This is a genomic window from Microbacterium testaceum (genome assembly GCF_020781835.1).
In the GTDB taxonomy this organism is placed as follows: domain Bacteria; phylum Actinomycetota; class Actinomycetes; order Actinomycetales; family Microbacteriaceae; genus Microbacterium; species Microbacterium testaceum_H.
In genome coordinates, this window is sequence record NZ_JAJGNJ010000011.1 from 23,642 (window position 1) to 45,137 (window position 21,496).

A 21,496-nucleotide genomic window follows, 5' to 3' on the forward strand; every position below is an offset into this window, starting at 1 on the left:
GAGAGGGTGGACGCGTACGCGCGAGCGCACGCCTTCGAGGCATCGCCCAGCAACGTCGCTTAGCATCAAGCCTATGCCTGAGAACAAACGTACGGCCAGCGGTGCCCTCGGCGGCATCGTCGGCCTCGTCGGCCTGAGCGCGGCCGCCGGCGTCCTCGTGACCGCGGCAGTGACCCCGGCGATCGCCGTTTCGGGCCTGGCGGCGTCGAGCGCGATCACGATCTTCGACAACATGCCGAGCTACCTGGAGCCTGACCAGCTCATGCTGCCGACGACGCTGATGGCCGGCGACCAGGTGCTGGCGAAGTTCTACGACCAGAACCGCTCCCCGGTGACGTTCGACCAGATCAACCCGGTCATGTACGACGCGATCCTCTCCTCGGAGGACCCGCGCTACTACCAGCACGGCGGCGTCGACCTCATCGGAACCACCCGCGCCCTCCTCAGCAACGCCGCGGGCGGCGAGACGCAGGGTGGATCCTCGATCAGCCAGCAGTACGTCAAGAACGTGCTCGTCCAGCGCTGCGAGCGGGATGCCCGCGCGGTCGAGGCCACGGACGACGAGCCGGCGATGACGCGCGACGAGGCGCTGCAGCAGTGCGCGCTCGAGGCCATCCAGTCCGAGGGCATCGAGGGGTATCAGCGCAAGCTGCAGGAGATGCGCTACGCGGTGCAGCTCGAGAAGCAGTACACGAAGGACGAGATCCTGCTCGGCTATTTGAACATCGCCAACTTCGGCGGTGTGACCTACGGCATCGATGCCGCGGCCAAGTACTACTTCAACGTGCCCGCATCTCAGCTCAACATCGGTCAGGCCGCGACGCTCGCCGGCATGGTGCAGAACCCCAACCGTTTCCGCATCGACCGAGCCGAGGGCTCGATCTTCGACAACGACGGCACGGCGTACAACAAGCAGCCCGACGGTTCCATCGACGACGTCGACCAGAGCACGATCCAGGCGCTCTACACGCTGCGGGACAACGGCGAGATCTCGCAGGAGCAGCTGGTCGCCGCCGCCGACGGCTACAGCGAGACCAAGGGCCGTCAGCTCTACGTCCTCAGCCGCATGGAAGCCGACGGCAAGATCACGCACGAGCAGTACGTGCAGTTCGCGATCGAGCCGATCTCGCCCCAGATCACGCCGACCGACCAGGGCTGCGGATCGTCACGGGCGCCGTACTTCTGCCAGTACGTCGTCTCGACGATCCTCAACGACCCCGCCTTCGGCGCCGAGCCCGACGACCGCGTGCGCGCGCTGCGCCAGGACGGGCTCACCATCCAGACCACGCTCGACTGGCGAGTGCAGGATGCCGCGCAGGCCACGATGGACGAGAACACGCCGCAGAGCCTCGAGGGGATGAAGTTCGGCGCCACTGCGGTGAGCACCGAGGCCAAGACCGGCCGCATCCTCGCGATCGCGCAGAACACCAAGTTCACGCAGGACCCCGACCTCGCGCAGTCCGACCCGTCGTACAACTCGATCATCTTCGCGGGCGACTCGACCAACGGCGGCTCGATCGGCTTCAACGCCGGTTCCACGTTCAAGCTGTTCACGCTGGTGGACTGGCTGGAGAAGGGCCACTCCCTGAACGAACAGCTCAACGGTCGACTGCAGCCGGTGCCGAACATGAAGAACTCGTGCCAGGGCGACTGGATCAACCAGGGCAACGTGCGCATCAACAACTTCGCCAACAACCCCGGCTACTACGGCACCCCGATGCGGTTCACCCGCGACTCGCTGAACACGGGATACCTCGCCATGGCCGCACAGCTGGACCTGTGCGACATCGCCAAGGTCGTCAAGAAGCTCGGCGTCACCACCGGTGACGGCAAAGAGATCCTGATGGCCAACGCCAACGAGGTCATCGGTAGCGACAACGTCTCCCCGATCGCCATGGCGGGCGCCTTCGCCGCGGTCGCCAACGGCGGCAGCCACTGCCAGCCGAAGGTCATCGACAAGGTCACGGATGCCGACGGCGCCGAGCGCCCGATCCCGGAGCGCACGTGCGAGACGGTGCTGACCCCCGAGGTCGCCGCGACCGCCGCGTACGCGCTTCAGGGCGTCATGACCGGCGGCGGCACCGGTCAGTCGGCCAACCCCGGCGACGGCACCCCTGTCATGGGCAAGACCGGTACGCACGAGGGCTTCCAGACCTGGATGGTCGAGTCGTCCACGAACGCCACCACCGCCGTGTGGGTGGGCAACTGGGACGGTGACGAAGACCTCTTCGGCCGCTACTCCAACGGGCTCCGTCTGAGCGACATGCGGTACACCTTGGCGCGTGACGTCCAACGGGCAGCGGACGAGTTCTACGGCGGTGACCGCTTCCCCGACCCCGCGCAGAACCTGCTCCGCACGGTGCAGCGCGACGTCCCCAACGTCGTCGGCCGCAGCATCGACGAAGCGACCTCGATCCTGGATCGCGCGGGCTTCAACGTGACCGTGGGCGACCCGGTCGACGCGGAGGTCGGCGGCGACCGCGTGGCCGAACAGAGCCCGAGCGGGACGGCCGCGGCAGGCTCGACCATCACGATCCGTCCGGGTAACGGGCAGGGCGGGACGGTTCCCGACGTGACGGGCCAGAACGTCAACGTCGCACGGGCGACGCTGCTCTCGGCCGGCTACGGCACCGTTTCGATCGGCGCCTGTCGCGAGGAGGAGTCGGCCCCAGCGGAGGGCGAGGTGACGGGGATGAACCCCGCGGCGAACTCCTCCGCGAACAAGAGCACCAACGTCACGCTGGACATCGTCGCGAAGGACTGCCCGTGACGGGTCCTCTCGCAAAGGCCGCCCTCGCGCCCCTCGGGGTCGCGGGGGCGGCCGCTGTCGGCGCCGCGGTGTGGGGAACGGGCATCGAGAGGTATCTGTTCACCGTCCGCTATCACGCCCTACGGGTGCTCCCCAAAGGCTCCGATGTCGTCCGCGTGCTCCACGTCTCGGACGCCCACATGGCGCCCTGGCAGCACCGCAAACAGGAATGGATGGCTCGCCTGGCGGAGTTGTCGCCGGACCTCGTCGTCAACACGGGCGACAACCTGGGGCATCGCGACGGACTGAAGGGCATACGGACGGCTTTTGCGCCGCTGCGCGGGGTGCCCGGGTTCGTCGTCCACGGATCGAATGATTTCCAAGAGCCGTCGCCGCGGAACCCGCTGCGCTACTTCCTCGGCCCCTCGGGCAACCCGCCCGTGCACAAGCACCTGGACGTCGACGCACTCGACCGCTTCTTCACCGACGACCTCGGCTGGAGCATCCTCGACGACACGGCGGTCTCGGTCGACGTGAAGGGTCTGCGGATCACCGCCTTCGGCGTGAACGACGCCCACCGTAACTGGGACAAGCCGGAGCTCATCCCCCCGGTGCTGTCGACGCTGAGGGATGCCGACCTCACGCTCGGTGTCATGCACGCGCCCTACCGGCGGACGCTCGACCGTTTCATCGACCTCGGTGCCGACGTGCTGCTGGCCGGGCATACCCACGGCGGGCAGGTGCGGGTGCCGTTCAGCCGCAAGGCGCTCGTGTCCAACTGCGACCTGCCGCTGGATCAGGCACGCGGCTTGAGTGAGTGGAGCCACGGCGGTCGAACCGTACCGCTCAATGTCAGCGCCGGCCTCGGACACTCGATCTACGCCCCCGTGCGGTTCGCGTGCCGTCCTGAGGCCACGCTGCTGACGCTGCTGCCGCGCTGACCTCTCCTCCCCGGGCTACCGAAGGATCGATCCGTCCACGGGTCGGCCTTTTCGGCCGTCGCGGAGACGCACCGCAATCGCATGATCGAGTCTCCTCGACCGAAGGGACACTCGATGCACCAACCTTCCCCGCGACGGCGCCGCAACCGACTCGGAGCCCTGGCCCTGATCCTCGCGGCCACCGGCATCCTGGCCACGCCCGCGCTCGTCACAGCCCCCGCCCACGCCGCTGAGCGCGGAACCGGCTTCGGCACCTGGGCACCTCTGTCGTCGACCGGATGGCACGGCTCCATGCGCGTCGGCGACGTTCACACCTATTGCATCCATCCGGGCCTGCCGGTGGCGACGGGCCCCACGACCGACCTGGGCGTACGGACGGAGGTCGACGGACTCACCGCGCAACAGCTCGCGTCGATCAACCACCTCGTCACCACATACGGCCAGACCGACGACCCGGTGCAGGCGGCGAGCGTCGGGTGGGCGGTGAAGGCGATCGTCGACCGCGACACGACCCTGCACTCGTGGGGGTACGAAGGCGATTCACTGCGTGAGGCGATCGACTACATCATGCGTCGCGCCAGTCCGGAGAATAGCGCGGCTGTCCAGGATCGCGCTGAGCAGTATCTCACCGAGGCAGCCGCGGTCCGCGTGCCCCGTGTGGGAGGTGAGCTCGAGCTCACCACCGACGCGGACGACCCGACGCGCGGAACCGTCACCGCGGACGTCGACCCGGACGCCGTGGGCGGTCTGCACCTCGATGGTGCCGTCTTCGCCGACACCGGTTCGGCGGACCGCTCCGAGGTGACGCCGGGTGTGTCCTACCCGATTTTGGCGTCGCCGCCCGCGGGCAACGACGGAAGCCCGTACACGGTGACCGCCCGCGGTGCCTTCACGGTTCGGGCGGCGGCGATCCGCTACTTCAGCACTCCCGGCCAGCAGGAGTCGGCTGGCCCGGCCGACCCGGTGCGCTTCGACCTGACGGCGGAGGATGCCACGGCTCGCCCCGTCCGGTTCTCGCCCCGGGTTCGGACGGAGGCACGGTTGGAGGACGGTCGCTTCGTCGACGAGGTGACGCTCTCCCCCGGGGAAGGTGTCTGGCCCCGCCATGCCGACGGGACGTTCGTGCAACTGCGCGCCCGGGCGGGCCTCTATCGGACGGGAGCCTTCCCCGCCGAGTCCGCCGAGATCCCCGCCGGGCTCGAGCCCGTCGCGCATCTCGAGGTCACGACCGACCCTGCCGTCGGCGCCGGAACCTACACGGCGACGACCGATCAACCGCTCCCCGGCCCCGGTGTGTACACCGCGGTCTGGAGCATCGAGCGCGCCGACCAGGATGCTGCGACCATCCCTCATCTCCCGACGCACTACCGCTGGGTCGAGCGCTTCGCCACACCCGCGCAGACCGAACAGCTGGTGGCCCCGCCGCCGCCGGCCGATGCCCCGACGCCGACCCCCACGCCGACGCTCGTCCCACCTCCGGCCGCAGAGCCCCCGGCGACCTCCCTCGCGGTGACCGGCACCACTCAGGCGGCTCTCGCGCCCGCCGGCATTCTCGCCGGATCGAGCATCGCCGTCGGCATCGCCGTGATTGCGATCGCACGCAGCCGCCGGCGATCGATCGCCCGCGCCTGAACGACCGCACCCGGGGTGGGCGCCCTATCTCGATCGTGACGCGCTCACCCCGGCGGCTCGACAAGCGACCCGCCCCCGGGTGCTGACGAGCGACGCGCCCGCCCGACGCCCCGGTTCGGAGCACGGCCGCGGACGGGGTAGACTTGCAGGGTTGGCCACGGGGTGTGGCGCAGCTTGGTAGCGCGCGTCGTTCGGGACGACGAGGCCGCAGGTTCAAATCCTGTCACCCCGACCGCAGAGAGGCTCCATCTTCGGATGGGGCCTCTCGTGTACCGAGATACCGACCTCACCCGCCCTCAGGAGCATCGTGTCCGACACCTCGCCCCGACTGGTCGCCTTCGACCTCGATGACACGCTCGCCCCGTCGAAGACGGCGATCGATCCGCGCATCGGCGACCTGCTTCTCGCCTTGGCCGAGCGGGTCGAGGTCGCGATCATCTCCGGCGGCCAGCTCCAGCAGTTCAAGACCCAGGTCGTCGAGCGCCTGCCGGAGGCCGCCTCCGACCTGCTGTCGCACCTGCACCTCATGCCCACCTGCGGGACGCAGTACTACCGCCTCGGTGGCGATGGCATCCAGACCGTCTACGCCCACTCGCTGACCGACGACGAGAAGTCGCGTGCTCTCACGGCGGTCCGCGAAGAGGCCGAGCGTCTCGGCCTGTGGGAGTCGGAGCCGTGGGGAGACATCCTCGAGGACCGCGGTTCGCAGATCACGTTCTCCGCCCTCGGGCAGAAGGCCCCGCTCGAAGCGAAGATGGCGTGGGACCCCACGGGCGAGAAGAAGAACAGCCTGCGCGAGGCCGTGGCCGCACGCATCCCCGATCTCGAGGTGCGTTCGGGCGGATCGACGTCGGTGGACATCACTCACCGCGGCATCGACAAGGCCTACGGGATGCGCCAGCTCGCCGAGGCGACGGGCATCGACCTCGACGACATGCTCTTCGTCGGCGACCGGCTCGACCCCGATGGAAACGACTACCCCGTGCTCGCCATGGGCGTCGAGTGCCATGCGGTGCACGGCTGGGAGGACACGGCCGACTACCTCGAGGCGCTCATCCCGACGCTGCCCGCGCGGGACTGACCGCCCGCCGACTCACAGGATCTGGCCGATCGGCTCGCGCTTCTCGGCTTGGAAACGATCCTCGGTGCGGCCGTACGCCCAGTAGCCCGACAGCGACACCTGGGCGCGCTCGAGTGCCCACGCGGAGAAGAACACCTCGCGCAGCGCTTTCATGGCCTCGCGCTCCCCGTGTGCGAACACCTGTCCGCGCCCTTGCGGTACCGGCCATGCCGCAACGGCCTCGACCAGGACGCCGGAGGTCCCGGCCGGCACTTCGCCGCGGTGCAGCCACGCGACCGCCACCCCTTCGGGCGCGGCCAGCGGAACTTCGTCGGCGGCGCCGGCGACCTCGAGGAACGCGACGCCGCGCGCATCGGGCCCCAGAGCTTCGAGCGCCGCCGCGATGGCGGGCAGCGCCGACTCATCGCCGGCGAACAGATGCCAGGACGCCTCGGCATCGGGGGAATACCCGCCACCCGGCGAGGAGACGACCATACGATCACCGGGCTGAGCCCGCGCCGCCCAGGGACCGGCGAGCCCCTCCTCGCCATGCACGACGAAGTCGATCACGAGCTCGTCCCCCTCGGCCGCGCGCACGGTGTACGTACGGGTCACGGGGAAGTCTTCGGGTGCGAGCGTCGCGCGCAGGGCCGCGATGTCGTAGGGAGGCTCCAGACCCAACTCCGGCTTCACGAACGTGATCTTCACGTAGCGATCGGTGTGCGGACTCTCGTGGAACGCCGACAGATCGGTCCCCCGCGCGCGCACGCGCACGAGGTGCGGCGTGAGACGTTCGGTCGAGACGACCTCGAGCACGTGCTGAGGGCGCGGAGGACGCGCGGGACGCTCATTCATGCCGCATCCCTCCCGTCGGCGACGTTCCGCGCGCGGAGCGCGTCCGCGACCTGCGACGAGTAACCGGAGATATGCGCCCGGATGCGGTCGCGGGCGATGGACGCCTCACCCTCGGCGACCGCGTCGACGACCGCACGATGCTCGGCCCGCAGCCGTTCGGAGGTCGCGCGCCAATCGTCCAGCAACGCGGCACCCGCTTGCGTGTACGACTCGATCGAGCTGCGCAGTCCCGCCATCATCGCGGCGATCACGGCGTTGCCCGACGCTTCCGCCAGAGCCTGGTGGAAGCGTGCGTCGAGGGCGAGGAACTCTTCGCGGCGAAGGCCGTCGGCATCCATGGCATCCAGGATGCCGCGGATCTCCGCGAGGTCGGCGTCGGCACCCGCGAGCGTCTCTGCGACGTCGCACTCGAGCACGATGCGCGTGCGGACCACGTCGGTGAGCGGGAAGCCGCTGGCCACGACCTGGAGCCGCAGGAAGGCAGCGAGTCCACCCCGAGGGGTCGTCACGATCATCGCGCCCGACGACGGGCCGGACCCGGTGGCCGTCCGCACGACACCGAGCACCTCAAGCACCCGGATCGCCTCTCGGACACTGGAGCGGCCGACGCCCAGTTGCGCCGCGAGCTCGCGCTCCGGCGTCAGCCGATCACCGGGCGAGAGTCGTCCCTCCCGCAGGTCGCCCTCGATCCGCTCGAGCACCACCTGCCACGCGCGCAACGCGGAATCCGCCACGGGCATCCCCTTCGTCGTGTCAGGCGCGTGTGTGGCCTGACCACACAACCCTACGCCCGCGGGGAGGAGGCCTCGGCGGGGGTTGCGTAACCCGCGGGGTTACGGGTCTGCCAGTTCCAGTAGTCGCGACAGGCGTCGTCGATCGTGAATCGCGTGCGCCAGCCGAGCACCTCGGCGGCCTTGGTGGGGTCGCAGTACGTCGCGGCGACGTCACCCGGCCGGCGGGCGAGGATCCTCTTGGGCAGCTCGTGTCCGACGGCCTTCTCGAACGACGAGACGAGCTCGAGCACGCTGACCGGGCGACCCGTGCCGAGGTTGAAGACCTGGTGTCCGGGCTGCGCCTGCTCGAGCGCCACGACGTGCCCCTCGGCGAGGTCCACGACGTGGATGTAATCGCGCAGCCCGGTGCCGTCGGGGGTGTCGTAATCGTCGCCGAAGACGCCGATCTCGTCGAGCGTGCCGATCGCGACGCGGGAGACGAACGGCATGAGGTTGTTCGGGATGCCGGCCGGGTCTTCACCGATGAGACCGGACGGGTGCGCGCCCACCGGGTTGAAGTACCGCAGCACCGTCACGTTCAGATCGGGGTTCACGCGCGCGACGTCCGCGAGGACGACCTCGTTCATGCGCTTCGACTTGCTGTACGCGTTCGACAGGTCGACGCTCGTCGTCGACTCTTCCGTGAAGGGAAGGTCGGCAGGGTCGGAGTACACCGTTCCGGTGCTGGAGAAGACGAAGGATCGGATGCCGCGGGCGATGCCGACGCGCAGCAGCGCGAACGTCGTGTCGAGGTTGTTGGAGTAGTACTCCAACGGCTTCTGGGTGGACTCCCCCACGGCCTTGAACGCGGCGAGGTGGATGATCGCGTCGATGGGTCCGTGCTCATCGAACACTGCGGCGACGACGGACTCGTCGGCGGCGTCTCCGACGACCAGCGGTGCGGGCTTGCCCGTGATGCGCTCGACGCGCTCCGCGGCGACGGCGTGCGTGCCGGAGAGGTCATCGAGGAGGACGACATCGTGGCCGGCATCCAGCAGGGCGACGGCGGTGTGTGCTCCGATGTATCCGGCCCCGCCGGCGAGAAGTACGCGCATACGTCCAGGTTATCGGCCGTGACCGACACGCACCGCCGCTCAGCGCCCGTCGAGCCGCCCGCCGGACTCTCGCAGGTAACACGCGGCGCACATCGACTCGTACGTCACGTCGCCGGCGATCTGGGCCTCGTCGATGGCGACCTGGTCACCGTCGAAGACGAAGCGACCGCCGACCAGCCGCGCGTTGAACACCGCCTTCCGTCCGCAGCGGCAGATGGTCTTGAGCTCCTCCAGGCTGTGCGCGATCTCGAGCAGCCGCGCAGACCCCGGGAACGCCTCGGTACGGAAGTCCGTCCGGATGCCGTACGCGAGTACCGGGATGCCGTCGAGCACCGCGATGCGCAGGAGGTCGTCGACCTGCCCGGCGGTGAAGAACTGCGCCTCGTCGACGAGCAGGCACGCAACGGGTGCCTTACCGGCCGCGTCGTGGAAGACGGCACGGAGATCGTCGTCGGGACCGACGAGGAAGTCGACCGGTCGCGACACGCCCAGGCGGCTGTCGATCTGGTCCGCGCCCTTCGTGTCGATCGCGGGCTTGGCCAGCAGCACCCGCTGTCCGCGCTCCTCGTAGTTGTACGCCGCCTGCAGCAGGGCCGTGGACTTCCCGGAGTTCATCGCCCCGTAGCGGAAGTACAGTTTCGCCACGGGTGCCTCAGGCGTTGATGGCGAGCGCCCGAGCCGTGGCATCCAGCTCGGCACGCGCCGCCTCGGGACGGGTGTTGAGCGTCTCACCGTAGCTGGGGATGAGCTCTCGCAGACGCGGCTCCCATTCGGGCATGCGCTCGGGGAAGCAGGTCTTGATGAGCCCCAGCATGATCGACACCGCCGTCGAGGCGCCCGGCGAGGCGCCGAGCAGCCCGGCGATCGAGTGGTCGGCGGAGGTGACGACCTCGGTACCGAACTGCAGCACGCCGCCCTTGTCCTTGTCGCGCTTCATCACCTGCGCGCGCTGACCGGCGTCGAGGAGCTCCCAGTCCTCGGCCTTGGCCGTCGGCATGAACTCGCGCAGACTGTCGACCTTCTTCGCGTGAGTCTTCAGCAGCTCGCTGATGAGGTACTTGATGAGGCCGGGGTTGTCGACGGCGACCTTCAGCATCGGGAGGAGGTTGTGCGGACGCACCTGGGTGACGATGTCGAGCATCGAGCCGTTCTTCAGGAACTTCGGGCTGAACGTCGCGAAGGGACCGAACAGCAGCGAGGTCTCACCGTCGACCACGCGGGTGTCGAGGTGCGGGACCGACATGGGCGGCGCGCCCACGGACGCCTGCGAGTACACCTTGGCCTTGTGCTGGGCGACGATCGCGGGGTTGGAGGTCTTCAGCCACTGCCCGCCGATCGGGAAGACGCCGTAGCCCTTGATCTCGTCGATGCGGGACCGCTGCAGAAGCTTCAGGGCCCACCCGCCGGCGCCGACGAAGACGAACTTCGCCGTGATCGTGCCGGGGGTGTGACCGATGGTGTGGCGGTACGTGACGTCCCAGCGTCCGTCCTTGCGCTTCTTGAGCTTCTTCACCTCGTGGTTGGTGACGACCTCGACGCCCTTCTCGCGCAGACCCGCGAAGAGCTGGCGCGTGAGCGAGCCGAAGTCGACGTCGGTGCCCGCGGGGACGCGGGTGGCGGCGAAGGGCTCGCCCTTGCGGCGCTTCTGCATGAGCAGCGGTGCCCACTGGTTGATGACACGCGAATCCTCGCTGTACTCGATGCCGGCGAACAGCGGCTGCTGCTTGAGCACCTCGTACCGCTTGCGGAGGTACGCGACATCCTTCTCACCACGCACGAACGTCATGTGCGGGGTGGGGTTGATGAAGGTCGACGGCTCGTCGAGAACCCCCTCGGCGACCAGCGAGGCCCAGAACTGACGGCTCTGCTGGAACTGCTCGTTGATCGTGACGGCCTTCGCCGGATCGAGCGGGCCGCCAGGGTTGTCCGGCATGTAGTTGAGCTCGCACAGGGCGGCGTGGCCGGTACCGGCGTTGTTCCAGGCGTTCGAGCTCTCCTGCGCGACATCGCTCAGTCGCTCCATCACCGCGATCTTCAGATCGGGCTGAAGATCCTTCAGCATCGTGCCGAGGGTGGCGGACATGATGCCGCCCCCGATGAGGAGAACGTCGACGTTTTCGGTCACCCGTCGATTCTAGGTGGCGGGCGAAGGTGTCTCGACATCGAGAGATCGGTCGCTTCGATGTCGAGACAACGACGGCCCCTGCGGCATCCGGATGCCGATCCTCAGGCGCGTGCGGACAGCTCCTGCGCGACGAGCTCGGCGATCTGCACGGCGTTCAGCGCGGCGCCCTTGCGGAGGTTGTCGTTGCTGATGAACAGCACGAGGCCCTTGCCCTCGGGAGCGGACTGGTCCGCGCGGATGCGGCCCACGTAGCTCGGGTCGGTGCCCGCGGCCTGCAGCGGCGTCGGCACCTCCTCGAGCCGGACACCCGGGGCGTCGGCGAGCAGCTCGCGCGCACGCTCGGGCGTGATGTCACGGCCGAACTCGGCGTTGATGCTCAGCGAATGGCCGGTGAAGACGGGGACGCGCACGCAGGTGCCCGCGACGCGGAGGTCGGGCAGCTCGAGGATCTTGCGGCTCTCGTTGCGCAGCTTCTTCTCCTCGTCGGTCTCGTTGAGACCGTCGTCGACGAGATTGCCCGCGAACGGGATGACGTCGAAGGCGATGGGGGCGACGTACTTCTCCGGGCTCGGGAAGTCCAGCGCCGAGCCGTCGCGCACGAGGCGCTCGACATCGCCTTGGGCGAGGACACCCTCGACCTGGCCGAGGAGTTCCTGTGCTCCGGCGAGGCCGGAGCCCGACACCGCCTGGTAGGTGCTCACGATGAGACGCTCGAGGCCGGCCTCGGCATCCAGGACCTTCAGGACCGGCATGGCGGCCATCGTCGTGCAGTTCGGGTTGGCGACGATCCCCTTCTTCGCTTCGGCGATCGCGTGCGGGTTGACCTCGCTGACGACGAGCGGGACCTCAGGGTCCATGCGCCACGCGCTGGAGTTGTCGATGACGAGCGCGCCGGCCTCGGCGAAGCGGGGCGCGTGCGCACGCGAACCGGTGGCCCCGGCCGAGAACAGCGCGACGTCGATGCCCGACGGGTCGGCCGTGGCGACGTCCTCGACGACGATCGCGTGACCGCCGAAGTCCAGCGCCGTGCCCGCCGAGCGAGCGGTCGCGAACAGGCGGAGGTCGCGGATGGGGAACGACCGCTCCGCGAGGATCTCCAGCATCACCGAGCCGACCTGGCCGGTGGCGCCGACGACGGCGAGCGAGATTCCGGATTCGGAGATGCGGGTCATGCGAAGTACCTCGGGTATGCGGTGATGGATGCCGAGACGACGGCGTTCGGGACAGGGTAGCGCGCGCGGGGTGCGTCGAACTCCTGCGCGGCGGTCCGTGACGGACAGATCACGACCGAAAGCCGCCGAATTGCAGGAGTCGTGCGCTCGCGCGCGGGAAGCAGGACCGGGGGGGGGGCGGCTCAGCGCCCGGTGCCGGCGTGGACGGTCGCCTCGATGTCGTTGTCGAGGCCATAGGCGGTGTGCACGACACGGGCGGCCTCGGCGAGGTCGACGCCGCGCACGACGACCGAGATGCGGATCTCGGACGTCGAGATCATCTCGATGTTGACGCCGGCGAGACTCAGGGCCTCGAACAGGGTCGCGGAGACACCCGAGTGCGTACGCATACCGGCGCCGACCACCGAGAGCTTGCCGATCTGGTCGTCGTGGACGAGGCTTTCGAACCCGACGTCGGTCTGCTCACCGGCCAGGGCCTTCAGCGCGGTCGCGGCGTCCGTCTTGGGCAGCGTGAAAGAGATGTCGGTACGGCCGGTCGCGGCGGCCGAGACGTTCTGCACGATCATGTCGACGTTGGCACCGGACTTGGCGACGATCTTGAAGATGTCGGCGGCCTTGCCGGGGACATCGGGCACGCCGATGACGGTGATCTTCGCCTGGCTCAGGTCGGTGGCGACGCCGGCGACGATGGGCTCTTCCATGGTGGCTCCCTCGGGGACGAGCGGGGACTTCTTCGAGGCGTCGAGCACCCAGGTGCCCTCGCTCGAGCTGAATGTGGACCGGGCGTGGATGAGCACGCCGTGGCGGCGGGCGTATTCGACCGCGCGGATGTACAGCACCTTGGCGCCGTTGGCGGCGAGTTCGAGCATCTCTTCGCTCGAGACGCGGTCGAGCTTGCGGGCCAAGGGCACCACGCGCGGGTCGGCGGTGAAGATGCCGTCGACGTCGCTGTAGATCTCGCACACGTCGGCGTTCAGCGCCGCGGCGAGCGCGACCGCGGTGGTGTCCGAACCGCCGCGACCGAGGGTGGTGATGTCGCGGGTGTCGCGGTTGAAGCCTTGGAAGCCGGCGACGATGACGATCGCCCCCTCGTCCAGCGCTTCGCGCAGGCGCACGGGGGTCACATCGACGATGCGGGCCGCGCCGTGCGTGGCATCCGTGATCATGCCCGCCTGGCTGCCGGTGAAGGAACGGGCCTCGAAGCCCATCGAGTGGATCGCCATCGCCAGCAGCGCCATCGAGATGCGCTCGCCGCTGGACAGGAGCATGTCGAGTTCGCGCGGCGCGGGGATCGGGGCGACCTGCCCGGCGAGGTCGAGCAGCTCGTCGGTGGTGTCGCCCATGGCGCTCACCGCGACGACGACCTCGTGGCCGGCGCGCCGGGTGTCGACGATGCGCTTGGCGACGCGCTTGATGCTCTCGGCGTCGGCGACGGAGGAACCGCCGTACTTCTGGACGATCAGCGCCATGAGGGGAACTCCGGGAGGAACGGGCGTCGGGATGCCACGACGGGGCGCTCGGATGCCACGCCCGAAGGTTCATCTTAGAGGCGCCCGCATGCCGCCGACGCCATGCGGTCCGCGGGACGCACGGTCCTGCGCGGTTAGGATCGTGGGGTTCCACCCTCTGCCCCTGGGAGCGCTGCGGATGTCCCCCACCCCCGCTCGATGGCTGTCGTCGCTGCGGCGTCTGGTCCACGCCGACGAGACCCTCGCGCCGGAGACCCAACTCCTCACGGTCATCGATGAGGGGCTGGCCACCCGGATCCTGGACCTCGCGATCCGCATCGGCGAGACGATGCTCGTGGTCGGGGCGCCCGCCAACGAGGTGACGTTGACCATCGTCCGCGTGTGCGGAGCGTACGGTCTGGATCCGGTGCACGTCGACGTCACGTACAACTCGATCACGATCGCGCACAGCCTGCCCGGGGCGGCGCACCCCACGACCCTGCTCCGCGTCGTCCGCGGCTCGGTGCCCGATCACGCCAAGCTGCAGCGGCTGCAGGCGCTGGTGAGCGAGATCACCGACGGTCTCGAACTCGAGGCCGCGATCACCCGATGCCGCGCGATCCGGCGCCTGCCGTTCCGGTACCGTCCGGCCGCCGTCGTCGGCGCCCAGGCGACGCTGGCCCTGGGTGTCGCGATCATGTTCGGCGCGAACTGGCTGGCGCTCATCCTCTCGTTCGTCGCCGCGGCCCTTGCCGCCACGACCCAGTACCTCCTCGCCCGGGTGCGCGTGCCGTACTTCTTCGCGCAGATCGCCGGAGGCTTCGTGATCACCGTCGTCGCGGCGCTCTCCCCCCTGTTGCGCTACACCGGGCTCGACGCGGCCGCGGCGATCCGGCCCTCGGTGATCGTGGCATCCGGGATCGTGCTGATGCTCGCCGGACTCACCGTGGTCGGGGCGGCCCAGGATGCCATCGACGGCTTCGCGCTCACCGCGACCGGGCGCATCCTCGAGCTGACGACGCAGACGCTCGGCGTCGTGCTGGGCATCCTCGCGGGCCTGGAGACCGTGCGCGTTCTGGGCCTCGGGATGTCGCCGCCGTCGACGGCGCTCCCGCTCGGCCCGCTGCCCGTGCAGTTCGTCGGCGCCGCGGTCATCGCGGTCGCCGTGGCGATCTACAACGGTGCGGGCGCCCGCATCGTGCTCGTGAGCGCGGGGCTCAGCATCATCGCGTGGCTCGGGTACATCGCCGCCTCGGGCGTGGGGTTCGAGGTGGCCGCCGCGAGCGGCGTCGGCGCGTTCGTCGCGAGCTTCATCGGCGTCGTGGTGGCCTACCGCCTGCATGTGCCGTCGGTGGCGATCACGACCGCCGCGATCCTGCCCATGGTGCCGGGAGCGGCGGTGTTCCGCGGACTCCTCGGCATCGTGGAGTCCGGCGACGACGCCGCGGTGTTGATGACCGGCGTCACGACCCTCGCGGGCGCGGCGACCATCGGTATCGCCCTGGCCGTGGGCGCCTCGCTCGGCATCTACCTCGGGCAGCCGGTGCGCGCGACGCTGTCGAGCGTGGTGCGTGCTCGGGCTCGGGCGCGGCGGTAGCGCCGGTTCAGCGGGCGATGAGCGTCAGGGTCAGCGTCGAGCGGTAGGAGCCGATGGGGGTGTCCTTCGGGACACGCAGGCTCAGCGCGGCGTCCAGGGTCGCTCCCGCCAGCGCCGTCGACGTGCCCGGCTCACCCGTTGCCAGCACCGCGGGGTAGACCGCCGCGCCGGCCTCCTGCGCGTCCGAGAACGCCACGCCCGAGGGGAGAGTGACCTGTTCCGGGGCGTAACCCAGGGCCGAAGCGGGGAACGTCGTCGTCGGGTCGGCCGCGGAGACGAAGTCGGCGACGGCGATCTGCAGGCTCCACCCCGAGAGCGTCTCTCGATCGTCGGTGATGGTGAAACGACCCAGCGCCCGAGCGGCCGAGGTCACCTCGCGCCGGAGGTCGCCGAAGTCGACCACGGTCGCCGCTGGAGCGGACAGTTGGAACAGGCCCGATGCCGTGACCGTCGCGACCAGGTCTCCGGTCGTCCGCTGCGGGAACCCCGCCGCGGGGATCGTCACGGCATTCCAGGCCGCGACGGTGCCGTCGCTCTGAGCGAGGTACACCGGCACGACGGTGCCCGGCGTCGCCGTGGGCGGCAGGGTCACGACGGCGACACCCGTGGCATCCAGGGTCGTCTGTCCCAGCGTGGTGGTCGGGGTGAAGGTCCCCGCGCGCAGCGTCGCACCGGCCCACGTCGGCCCCGCATCCAGCCGCGCGCGGGGACCACCGTCGACGAGGGTGATCGTCATCGTGCGCCGGGCCTCGGTCAGGTCGCCGAGAGCGACGACGCCGGCGCGCTTGTCGGCTGTCGGTGGCATCGGGGCGGTGCGCAGAAGGACGGTGTCGGAGTCCGTGTCGCCGGAGGCGAACGTCGGGTTCGCGCAGCTGCTCAGATCGACCGGCCCGGACGCGCCGGGAATGTCGGCGACCCGCGCGGCCGCGTTCCGAACGAGCGGAAGGGGAAGGGCCGCGTACCCGAGGCCGGGGGCGCGCTGCTGACCGGCGCACAGCGCGTACGCGAGGAAGCGGGCGAGCGATCGGCCCTTCTCCGCCGTGAAGATCCGGGTGGTCTGCGTCGGCACGACCGTGTACGACACCGTCGGGAGCGGATAGGCACGCGGATCCGTGCTGCGGCCGGCGGCGGCGAGATCGAGCGATCCGTCCGCGCGGATCTGAGCGTCCTGCAGGGCGATGGACACCGCTGCCGGCGTCGGCGCGACGAAGTAACCCGCGTCGTTGAGGACCTTGGCGACCGGGAACCCGGTCGCCATCGCGTACGCGTTCTCCACGTACGTGATGGCGCCTTCGCCGTAGCTCTGGCTCACGAACCCGGCGACCCCGAGCGAGCCGCTCTGACCGGTGAACGGCGGGGCGACCGGTGGAAACTGCGAACTCGCCCCCTTCGTCCAGACCTCGGGGTAGCGATCGGCCATCCAGGACGTCAGCTGCAGCGAGGTCGCGCTGGCGTCCGCGCGGTAGACGGGGGTGATGGCGCGGTCGGGCAACGCCACCCCCGGGTTGTCGGCCCGGATCGCCGGATCGTTCCACCGGGTGATCGCGCCGGAGAAGATCCCCGCTACGACCTCACCGGGCAGGCGGAGGTCGGTGACCCGCTCGCCGTCGATCCGGAGGTTGTACATCAGCGCCAGACCGCCGCCCACGGTCGGAACGTAGGCGAACGACGACGTGGGCGTCTCGGGCAGCGACCCGTCCTCGGGTGCGGTCTGGAACGGGATGTCGGTGACGGCGAAGTCGACGGTCTGGTCGATGAAGTCGCGGCGACCGGCCGTCGACCCGCTGCCGGCGTAGTAGACGGTCAGGCCGTCGAGCTCGGCGACGTCGCGACGCCACTGTTCGACGGCGTTCTGCGCCCAGGTCGACCCCGAGCCGCTGAGGGGGGCGTACGCATCGACGGCCGCCCACGACCCGGGGCCCGGGAGGACGACCGTGGCCACCGCAGCCGCCACGGCGAAAGCGAACGGGCGGCGCATCCGGCGCATCACCCGAATCGCCCGTTCACGTAGTCGTACGTGCGGGGGTCGATCGGCGAGTCGAACATCGCCTCGGTGTCGCCGTGCTCGACGATGTGGCCCGGCTGCCCCTGGGATGCCAGGAAGAACGCGCACTGCTGGGAGACCCGCTGCGCCTGCTGCATGTTGTGCGTGACGATGACGATCGTGAGTTCCTTCTGCAGCTCCCCCATCGTCTCCTCGATGACACGGGTCGACGTCGGATCCAGCGCGGAACAGGGCTCGTCCATCAGCAGCACCCGAGGCTTGATCGCGAGCGACCGGGCGATGCACAGACGCTGCTGCTGTCCACCGGAGAGACCGCCGCCGGGCGCGCGCAGACGGTCCTTGACCTCTTTCCACAGCCCCGCCGAGGTCAGCGAGCGCTCCACGAGGTCGTCCTTCTCGTCGCGCGAGGCGCGGGTGCCGGTGAGTTTCAGCCCGGCGATGACGTTGTCGTAGATCGACATGGCCGGGAACGGATTGGGCTTCTGGAACACCATGCCGATGTTCTTCCGCGCGTCGATCAGCCGATGGGAGGGGTCGTAGATGTCGTCGCCGTCCAGCCGCACCTCGCCGGCGAGCGACGCCGACGGGACGAGCTCGTGCATGCGGTTGAGGATGCGCAGGAACGTGGACTTGCCGCACCCCGACGGGCCGATGAGGGCGGTGACCTGCCCGCGAGGCATCGTCAACGACACGTCCAGGAGCACCTGGTGATCCCCGAACCAGGCCGAGATCGACCGCGCGTCGAGCTCGGACAGCGTGGCGGGATCCGTCACCGGCTGAGCGAAGGATGCGGGCTCGTCCGCGCCGGCCACCAGCACCGGCGCGACGACGGTCGCCTGGGCGCCGTGGACGGCGTCGCCCGGTTCTCCCGGCGCCGGGATGACACTCGTGACCTCATCGGCACCGGCGGTGGGGACGGCGGGCGCCTCGCGGCGGCCGAACACGCCCCCTCGACGCGAGCGCCGGTGCACGATGCCGAGGCTCGCGCGCGTGGCATCCGGTGTCGGTCCCGCCGCGGAGTCCGAGGACGCACCGGGGGTGGCATCGCCCACGGGGGCGGACTCGAACACGACCTCGTCGAGGACGCGCACATCGTCGGCGCGGAGGACATCGGTCATGAAGGGGTCGTCGGGGTCGTCGCCGGGGTGGGCAGCGCGGTCCTCGCGGTCGAAATCGCGGCGATCGGTCATGTCGGGCCTTCGGGTCAGAGGAGATTGGGAAGGAGGCGGATGAGCTGGTCGGAGACGAACACGCTCGCCAGCAGGAGAACCGGGGCGAAGACGATCCACGTCTTCTGCCAGCCGACCCGTCGGTAGGACCAGACCGCGACGAACTCGGCGACCACCAGGAACTGGAGGGCGAACACGAGCGCCCAGACCGTGGTCATGTCGGTGGCCATCGCCTGCGCCTGCGGGGGCAGCGCCATCGTGGTGGTCTGCCGCGCGCCGCGGGGCTGTGCGTCGCCGGTGAGGGTGGCATCCACGTAGGCGATCCCCGTCGGGAGGTAGGGCGTCCCGCGCGCTGTGGTCAGGATGAGGCGACTCTCGTCTCGAGCGGGTGCCGGCGGTGTCGGGTCGCCCGCATAGCGGACGCCGAGGACCTCGAAGACCTGCTCCCCCTGCCCCGTCCGCACCGTGAACGTCTCGCCCGGCTGCAGCGATTGCAGGCGTCCGAACGGCCCGCCGAACGCCGCCGCACGTCCCATGACGACGCTCACGCCGGCCTGGCCGGGCAGAACGGTGTCGCGACGATGTCCCGGTCCCTGCATGAGCTGGCTCGACGACGTGCCTTCGACGATGACCTCCTCGACGCCGAGCTGCGGGATCGACAGGATGCCGACGGGCGCGCCGTCGGCGAGCAGGTGGTTGTCGAAGTCGCCCTCGCTGACCGGGGCGGTGCCGGCCGCCAGTTGCGCACGGTAGGTGTCGCGCAGCTGCTGCTGGGACGCCAAGTGCATGACGTGGCTGACGACGAGGACGTTCAGCAGGAAGGCGAGGACCAGGACGGCGAGCGACGCCGCCGCCCCGCGCGCGAACACCTGCGCGGGACCCAGCGGAGCGTACGCCGGGCGGCGCCGGGGCGCCCGACGCGGAGGCGGGGGCGGCGCGGCGGGGGCGGGTCGTTCGTCGATCGTCATGCCGCGGCCGCCGAGGCGGGAACCGGCGCCAGGACCGAGCGGATCACGCGAACGAGCACGACGGCGAGCACCAGCAGCACCGCGATGAGGGCGAGCAGCCACGGGAACAGGATCACCAGCGCGTCGCGTGTCACCGGTGTCAGCGCCGTTCCCCCGACGGAGGCGGGGGGTGTGAGCGTCGCGTGCGCCGACAGCAGGGTCCACTGACCGCCATGGTGCAGGTCGACCGAGACGACCCGGCTCTCCCCCGGCTGCAGGCCGGCGACCGGGACGTTCTCGACGGTGTCGAGCCGGTTGCCGAAGACCGCTCCGTCCATCCAGAACGTCGCCGTCGCGTCGATCGCGCTCTCGGACGCGTTGCGCACCGTGAACCAGAGGGAGACCGTCCCCTCGCCGGGATCGAGCATGGGAGTGGCGGACGCGTTGACGCCCCCCACATACAGCATGCCGGCGACGTTCACTTCATCGGTCGCGCTGCCGGAGCCGGCGGGCGCTCCGGCCCCGCCGCCGACACCGACAGCCGGACCGACGCCCGAGCCGCCGGTCGACGGGGAGCCGCCCGAACGGCCGGCCACCGGCACGACGGTCGTCGGCGAGGCGCTGCTTCCCGGGGTGGGAGCCGGCGTCGGAGAGGGCGTGCTGCCGTCGGTGACGTTGACGCTCAGCGGCGTGCCGACCGGTGCGTCTTCCGCTCCGGCCGACAGCGCCGGGAACAGGGTGGCCAGGACGACGGCCGTCACCCCGAGCGCGGCGCCGACGCGTCTGCTCATCGCGACGCCTCGTGGAGCTCGACCTGGGAGGCCGCCTCCTCGGCGGCCACACGCTGCATGTAGTCGACCCACTGCTGCGCCCGCTCCTCGTCGCGGCGACGGCGCCACCGGATCAACAGCACGATGCCGGTCACGAGCACGGCGAGGATCAGCACCGTCCACGGCACGGCGAACACCACCGTGTCGCGGGAGACGGCGGACACGGGCAGCTGCTGCGCGGCATCCGGAGACTCCACGAACGGGTTCAGCGTCGTCCCCGGGTTCAGGTAGAACCACTGCCCGACGCCATCGACGGTGAACTCGTACGACGCGGTGTTGCCCGGCAGGAGCACGGGGATGCTGCCGCCTCGATCGCCGGTCGCCGCGATCCCGAGCCACGTGCGCACGCCCGTGGTGATGTTGGCGGCGAGGGCGACGTTGCCGGGGTTGGTCACGGTGTACCGGAGCCGGACCCGGCCGCCGAACGGGTTCCACCAGTCGCCCTCGAACGAGGCGGCGTAGCTCGTGATCGACAGCTGGGGCTGCAACTCCCCCGACACACGGGCGAAGATCGACGTCGCCACGCGGCGGTCGAGGCTGACCTGCTGGCCCTCCTCGATCACGGAGGCGACGAGCCCGCCCACATGGTCGCCGGGCGTGGCATCCGCCGGCACCGTCATCGTGAACGGCAGGAGCCGCACCTCGTCGGGCTCGAGGGAGAACTGGATCCGATCGGCGCCGTTGTCGAAGCGGAGCCACGCACCCACCGAGGTGGGGACGTCAGCGGTGGGGAGAAGGGAGAACGTGCCGTCCTGGCCGTTGAAGGCGTCCGTCGCGTAGACGGTGAAGTCCTGGCGTTGCGTGCCGGTGTTGCCGACCAGCACCTGGTCGCTCACCGACTGGCCGGGGTCGGCGCTGTAGGTGAAGCGCGTGCGCCCGTCGGGGCGTCCGTCGCCGCCGGCCGGACGGGTGGCCACGCCGACCGTGGCGGGGCTGGGCTGGTCGCCGTCTGCCGCGATCGCGGCGGGTGGCGCCACGAGCGTCGTGGCGATCCCGGCGACGACGAGGACCGCGGCACCGAGCGCCGAGATCAGACGGCGCCCGGACGGGCGCGGGGTCGAGGAGAGCACGGTTCATCTCCGCAGATGAGGGCGACGGAGGTGTGTCGCACAGGTGAACGAGGGCTGTTACGGGCGGG

Annotated in this window: 17 protein-coding genes and 1 tRNA gene; 6 read left to right on the forward strand and 12 right to left on the reverse strand. The window is 70.2% G+C overall.

Annotated elements, in window-relative coordinates; all coding sequences use genetic code 11:
* The first annotated feature begins 73 nt into the window (after positions 1-73).
* From LL239_RS14765 to LL239_RS14785, 5 genes are all read left to right on the forward strand, one after another.
* The gene (locus tag LL239_RS14765) at positions 74-2,770 is read left to right on the forward strand and encodes a transglycosylase domain-containing protein (protein WP_228164207.1); all 2,697 of its coding nucleotides are present in this window, start codon (positions 74-76) and stop codon (positions 2,768-2,770) included.
* Positions 2,767-3,690: a metallophosphoesterase gene (locus tag LL239_RS14770; RefSeq protein WP_228164208.1), complete on the forward strand. Its 924-nt coding sequence runs from the start codon at positions 2,767-2,769 to the stop codon at positions 3,688-3,690. The genes LL239_RS14765 and LL239_RS14770 overlap by 4 nt, the downstream gene beginning before the upstream one ends.
* A 114-nt stretch (positions 3,691-3,804) precedes the next feature.
* The gene (locus tag LL239_RS14775; RefSeq protein ID WP_228164209.1) at positions 3,805-5,322 is read left to right on the forward strand and encodes a hypothetical protein; all 1,518 of its coding nucleotides are present in this window, start codon (positions 3,805-3,807) and stop codon (positions 5,320-5,322) included.
* Between the two features lie 158 nt (positions 5,323-5,480).
* Positions 5,481-5,554: transfer RNA gene (locus LL239_RS14780), tRNA-Pro, on the forward strand.
* A gap of 75 nt (positions 5,555-5,629) precedes the next feature.
* Positions 5,630-6,403, forward strand: a complete 774-nt coding sequence (locus LL239_RS14785; protein WP_228164210.1) for an HAD-IIB family hydrolase — start codon at positions 5,630-5,632, stop codon at positions 6,401-6,403.
* A 12-nt stretch (positions 6,404-6,415) separates the two neighbouring features.
* Here the strand turns inward: LL239_RS14785 and LL239_RS14790 are convergent, their stop codons facing one another.
* The 7 genes from LL239_RS14790 to LL239_RS14820 all read right to left on the reverse strand — a co-directional run bounded on the left by LL239_RS14790 (position 6,416) and on the right by LL239_RS14820 (position 13,831).
* Entirely contained in the window at positions 6,416-7,237 is an 822-nt protein-coding gene (locus LL239_RS14790) for a siderophore-interacting protein (RefSeq protein WP_228164211.1), read from the reverse strand.
* Entirely contained in the window at positions 7,234-7,971 is a 738-nt protein-coding gene (locus LL239_RS14795) for a FadR/GntR family transcriptional regulator (RefSeq protein WP_228164212.1), read from the reverse strand. Before LL239_RS14795 ends, LL239_RS14790 begins: the two co-directional genes overlap by 4 nt.
* A 50-nt stretch (positions 7,972-8,021) precedes the next feature.
* Positions 8,022-9,065 carry a UDP-glucose 4-epimerase GalE gene (galE, locus tag LL239_RS14800; RefSeq protein WP_228164213.1) on the reverse strand — a complete coding sequence of 348 codons (1,044 nt, stop codon included), beginning with the start codon at positions 9,063-9,065 and terminating at the stop codon, positions 8,022-8,024.
* 39 nt (positions 9,066-9,104) lie between these two features.
* Positions 9,105-9,710, reverse strand: coding sequence for a thymidine kinase (locus LL239_RS14805; protein WP_228164214.1), 606 nt, complete (start codon positions 9,708-9,710; stop codon positions 9,105-9,107).
* A gap of 7 nt (positions 9,711-9,717) precedes the next feature.
* On the reverse strand, positions 9,718-11,190 hold the full coding sequence (locus LL239_RS14810) for a malate:quinone oxidoreductase (RefSeq protein ID WP_228164215.1): 1,473 nt from the start codon (positions 11,188-11,190) through the stop codon (positions 9,718-9,720).
* A 101-nt stretch (positions 11,191-11,291) separates the two neighbouring features.
* Positions 11,292-12,362 carry an aspartate-semialdehyde dehydrogenase gene (locus tag LL239_RS14815; RefSeq protein ID WP_228164216.1) on the reverse strand — a complete coding sequence of 357 codons (1,071 nt, stop codon included), beginning with the start codon at positions 12,360-12,362 and terminating at the stop codon, positions 11,292-11,294.
* Positions 12,363-12,544: 182 nt separating this feature from the next.
* A complete protein-coding gene (locus tag LL239_RS14820) occupies positions 12,545-13,831 on the reverse strand; it encodes an aspartate kinase (RefSeq protein ID WP_228164217.1) in 1,287 nt (428 codons plus the stop codon).
* A gap of 178 nt (positions 13,832-14,009) precedes the next feature.
* Here LL239_RS14820 and LL239_RS14825 point away from each other — a divergent pair, with 178 nt between their 5' ends.
* The gene (locus tag LL239_RS14825; protein WP_228164218.1) at positions 14,010-15,407 is read left to right on the forward strand and encodes a threonine/serine exporter family protein; all 1,398 of its coding nucleotides are present in this window, start codon (positions 14,010-14,012) and stop codon (positions 15,405-15,407) included.
* Positions 15,408-15,414: 7 nt separating this feature from the next.
* Here LL239_RS14825 and LL239_RS14830 read toward each other — a convergent pair whose 3' ends face one another.
* The 5 genes from LL239_RS14830 to LL239_RS14850 all read right to left on the reverse strand — a co-directional run bounded on the left by LL239_RS14830 (position 15,415) and on the right by LL239_RS14850 (position 21,428).
* Complete coding sequence (locus tag LL239_RS14830) at positions 15,415-17,385, reverse strand: phosphate ABC transporter substrate-binding protein PstS (protein WP_228164219.1); 1,971 nt, start codon at positions 17,383-17,385, stop codon at positions 15,415-15,417.
* A gap of 8 nt (positions 17,386-17,393) precedes the next feature.
* On the reverse strand, positions 17,394-18,167 hold the full coding sequence (locus tag LL239_RS14835) for a phosphate ABC transporter ATP-binding protein (protein ID WP_228164297.1): 774 nt from the start codon (positions 18,165-18,167) through the stop codon (positions 17,394-17,396).
* A gap of 449 nt (positions 18,168-18,616) precedes the next feature.
* The gene (locus LL239_RS14840) at positions 18,617-19,549 is read right to left on the reverse strand and encodes a sortase (protein WP_228164220.1); all 933 of its coding nucleotides are present in this window, start codon (positions 19,547-19,549) and stop codon (positions 18,617-18,619) included.
* Entirely contained in the window at positions 19,546-20,319 is a 774-nt protein-coding gene (locus LL239_RS14845; protein ID WP_228164221.1) for a hypothetical protein, read from the reverse strand. The genes LL239_RS14840 and LL239_RS14845 overlap by 4 nt, the downstream gene beginning before the upstream one ends.
* Complete coding sequence (locus LL239_RS14850) at positions 20,316-21,428, reverse strand: COG1470 family protein (protein WP_228164222.1); 1,113 nt, start codon at positions 21,426-21,428, stop codon at positions 20,316-20,318. Before LL239_RS14850 ends, LL239_RS14845 begins: the two co-directional genes overlap by 4 nt.
* Positions 21,429-21,496 lie beyond the last annotated feature (68 nt).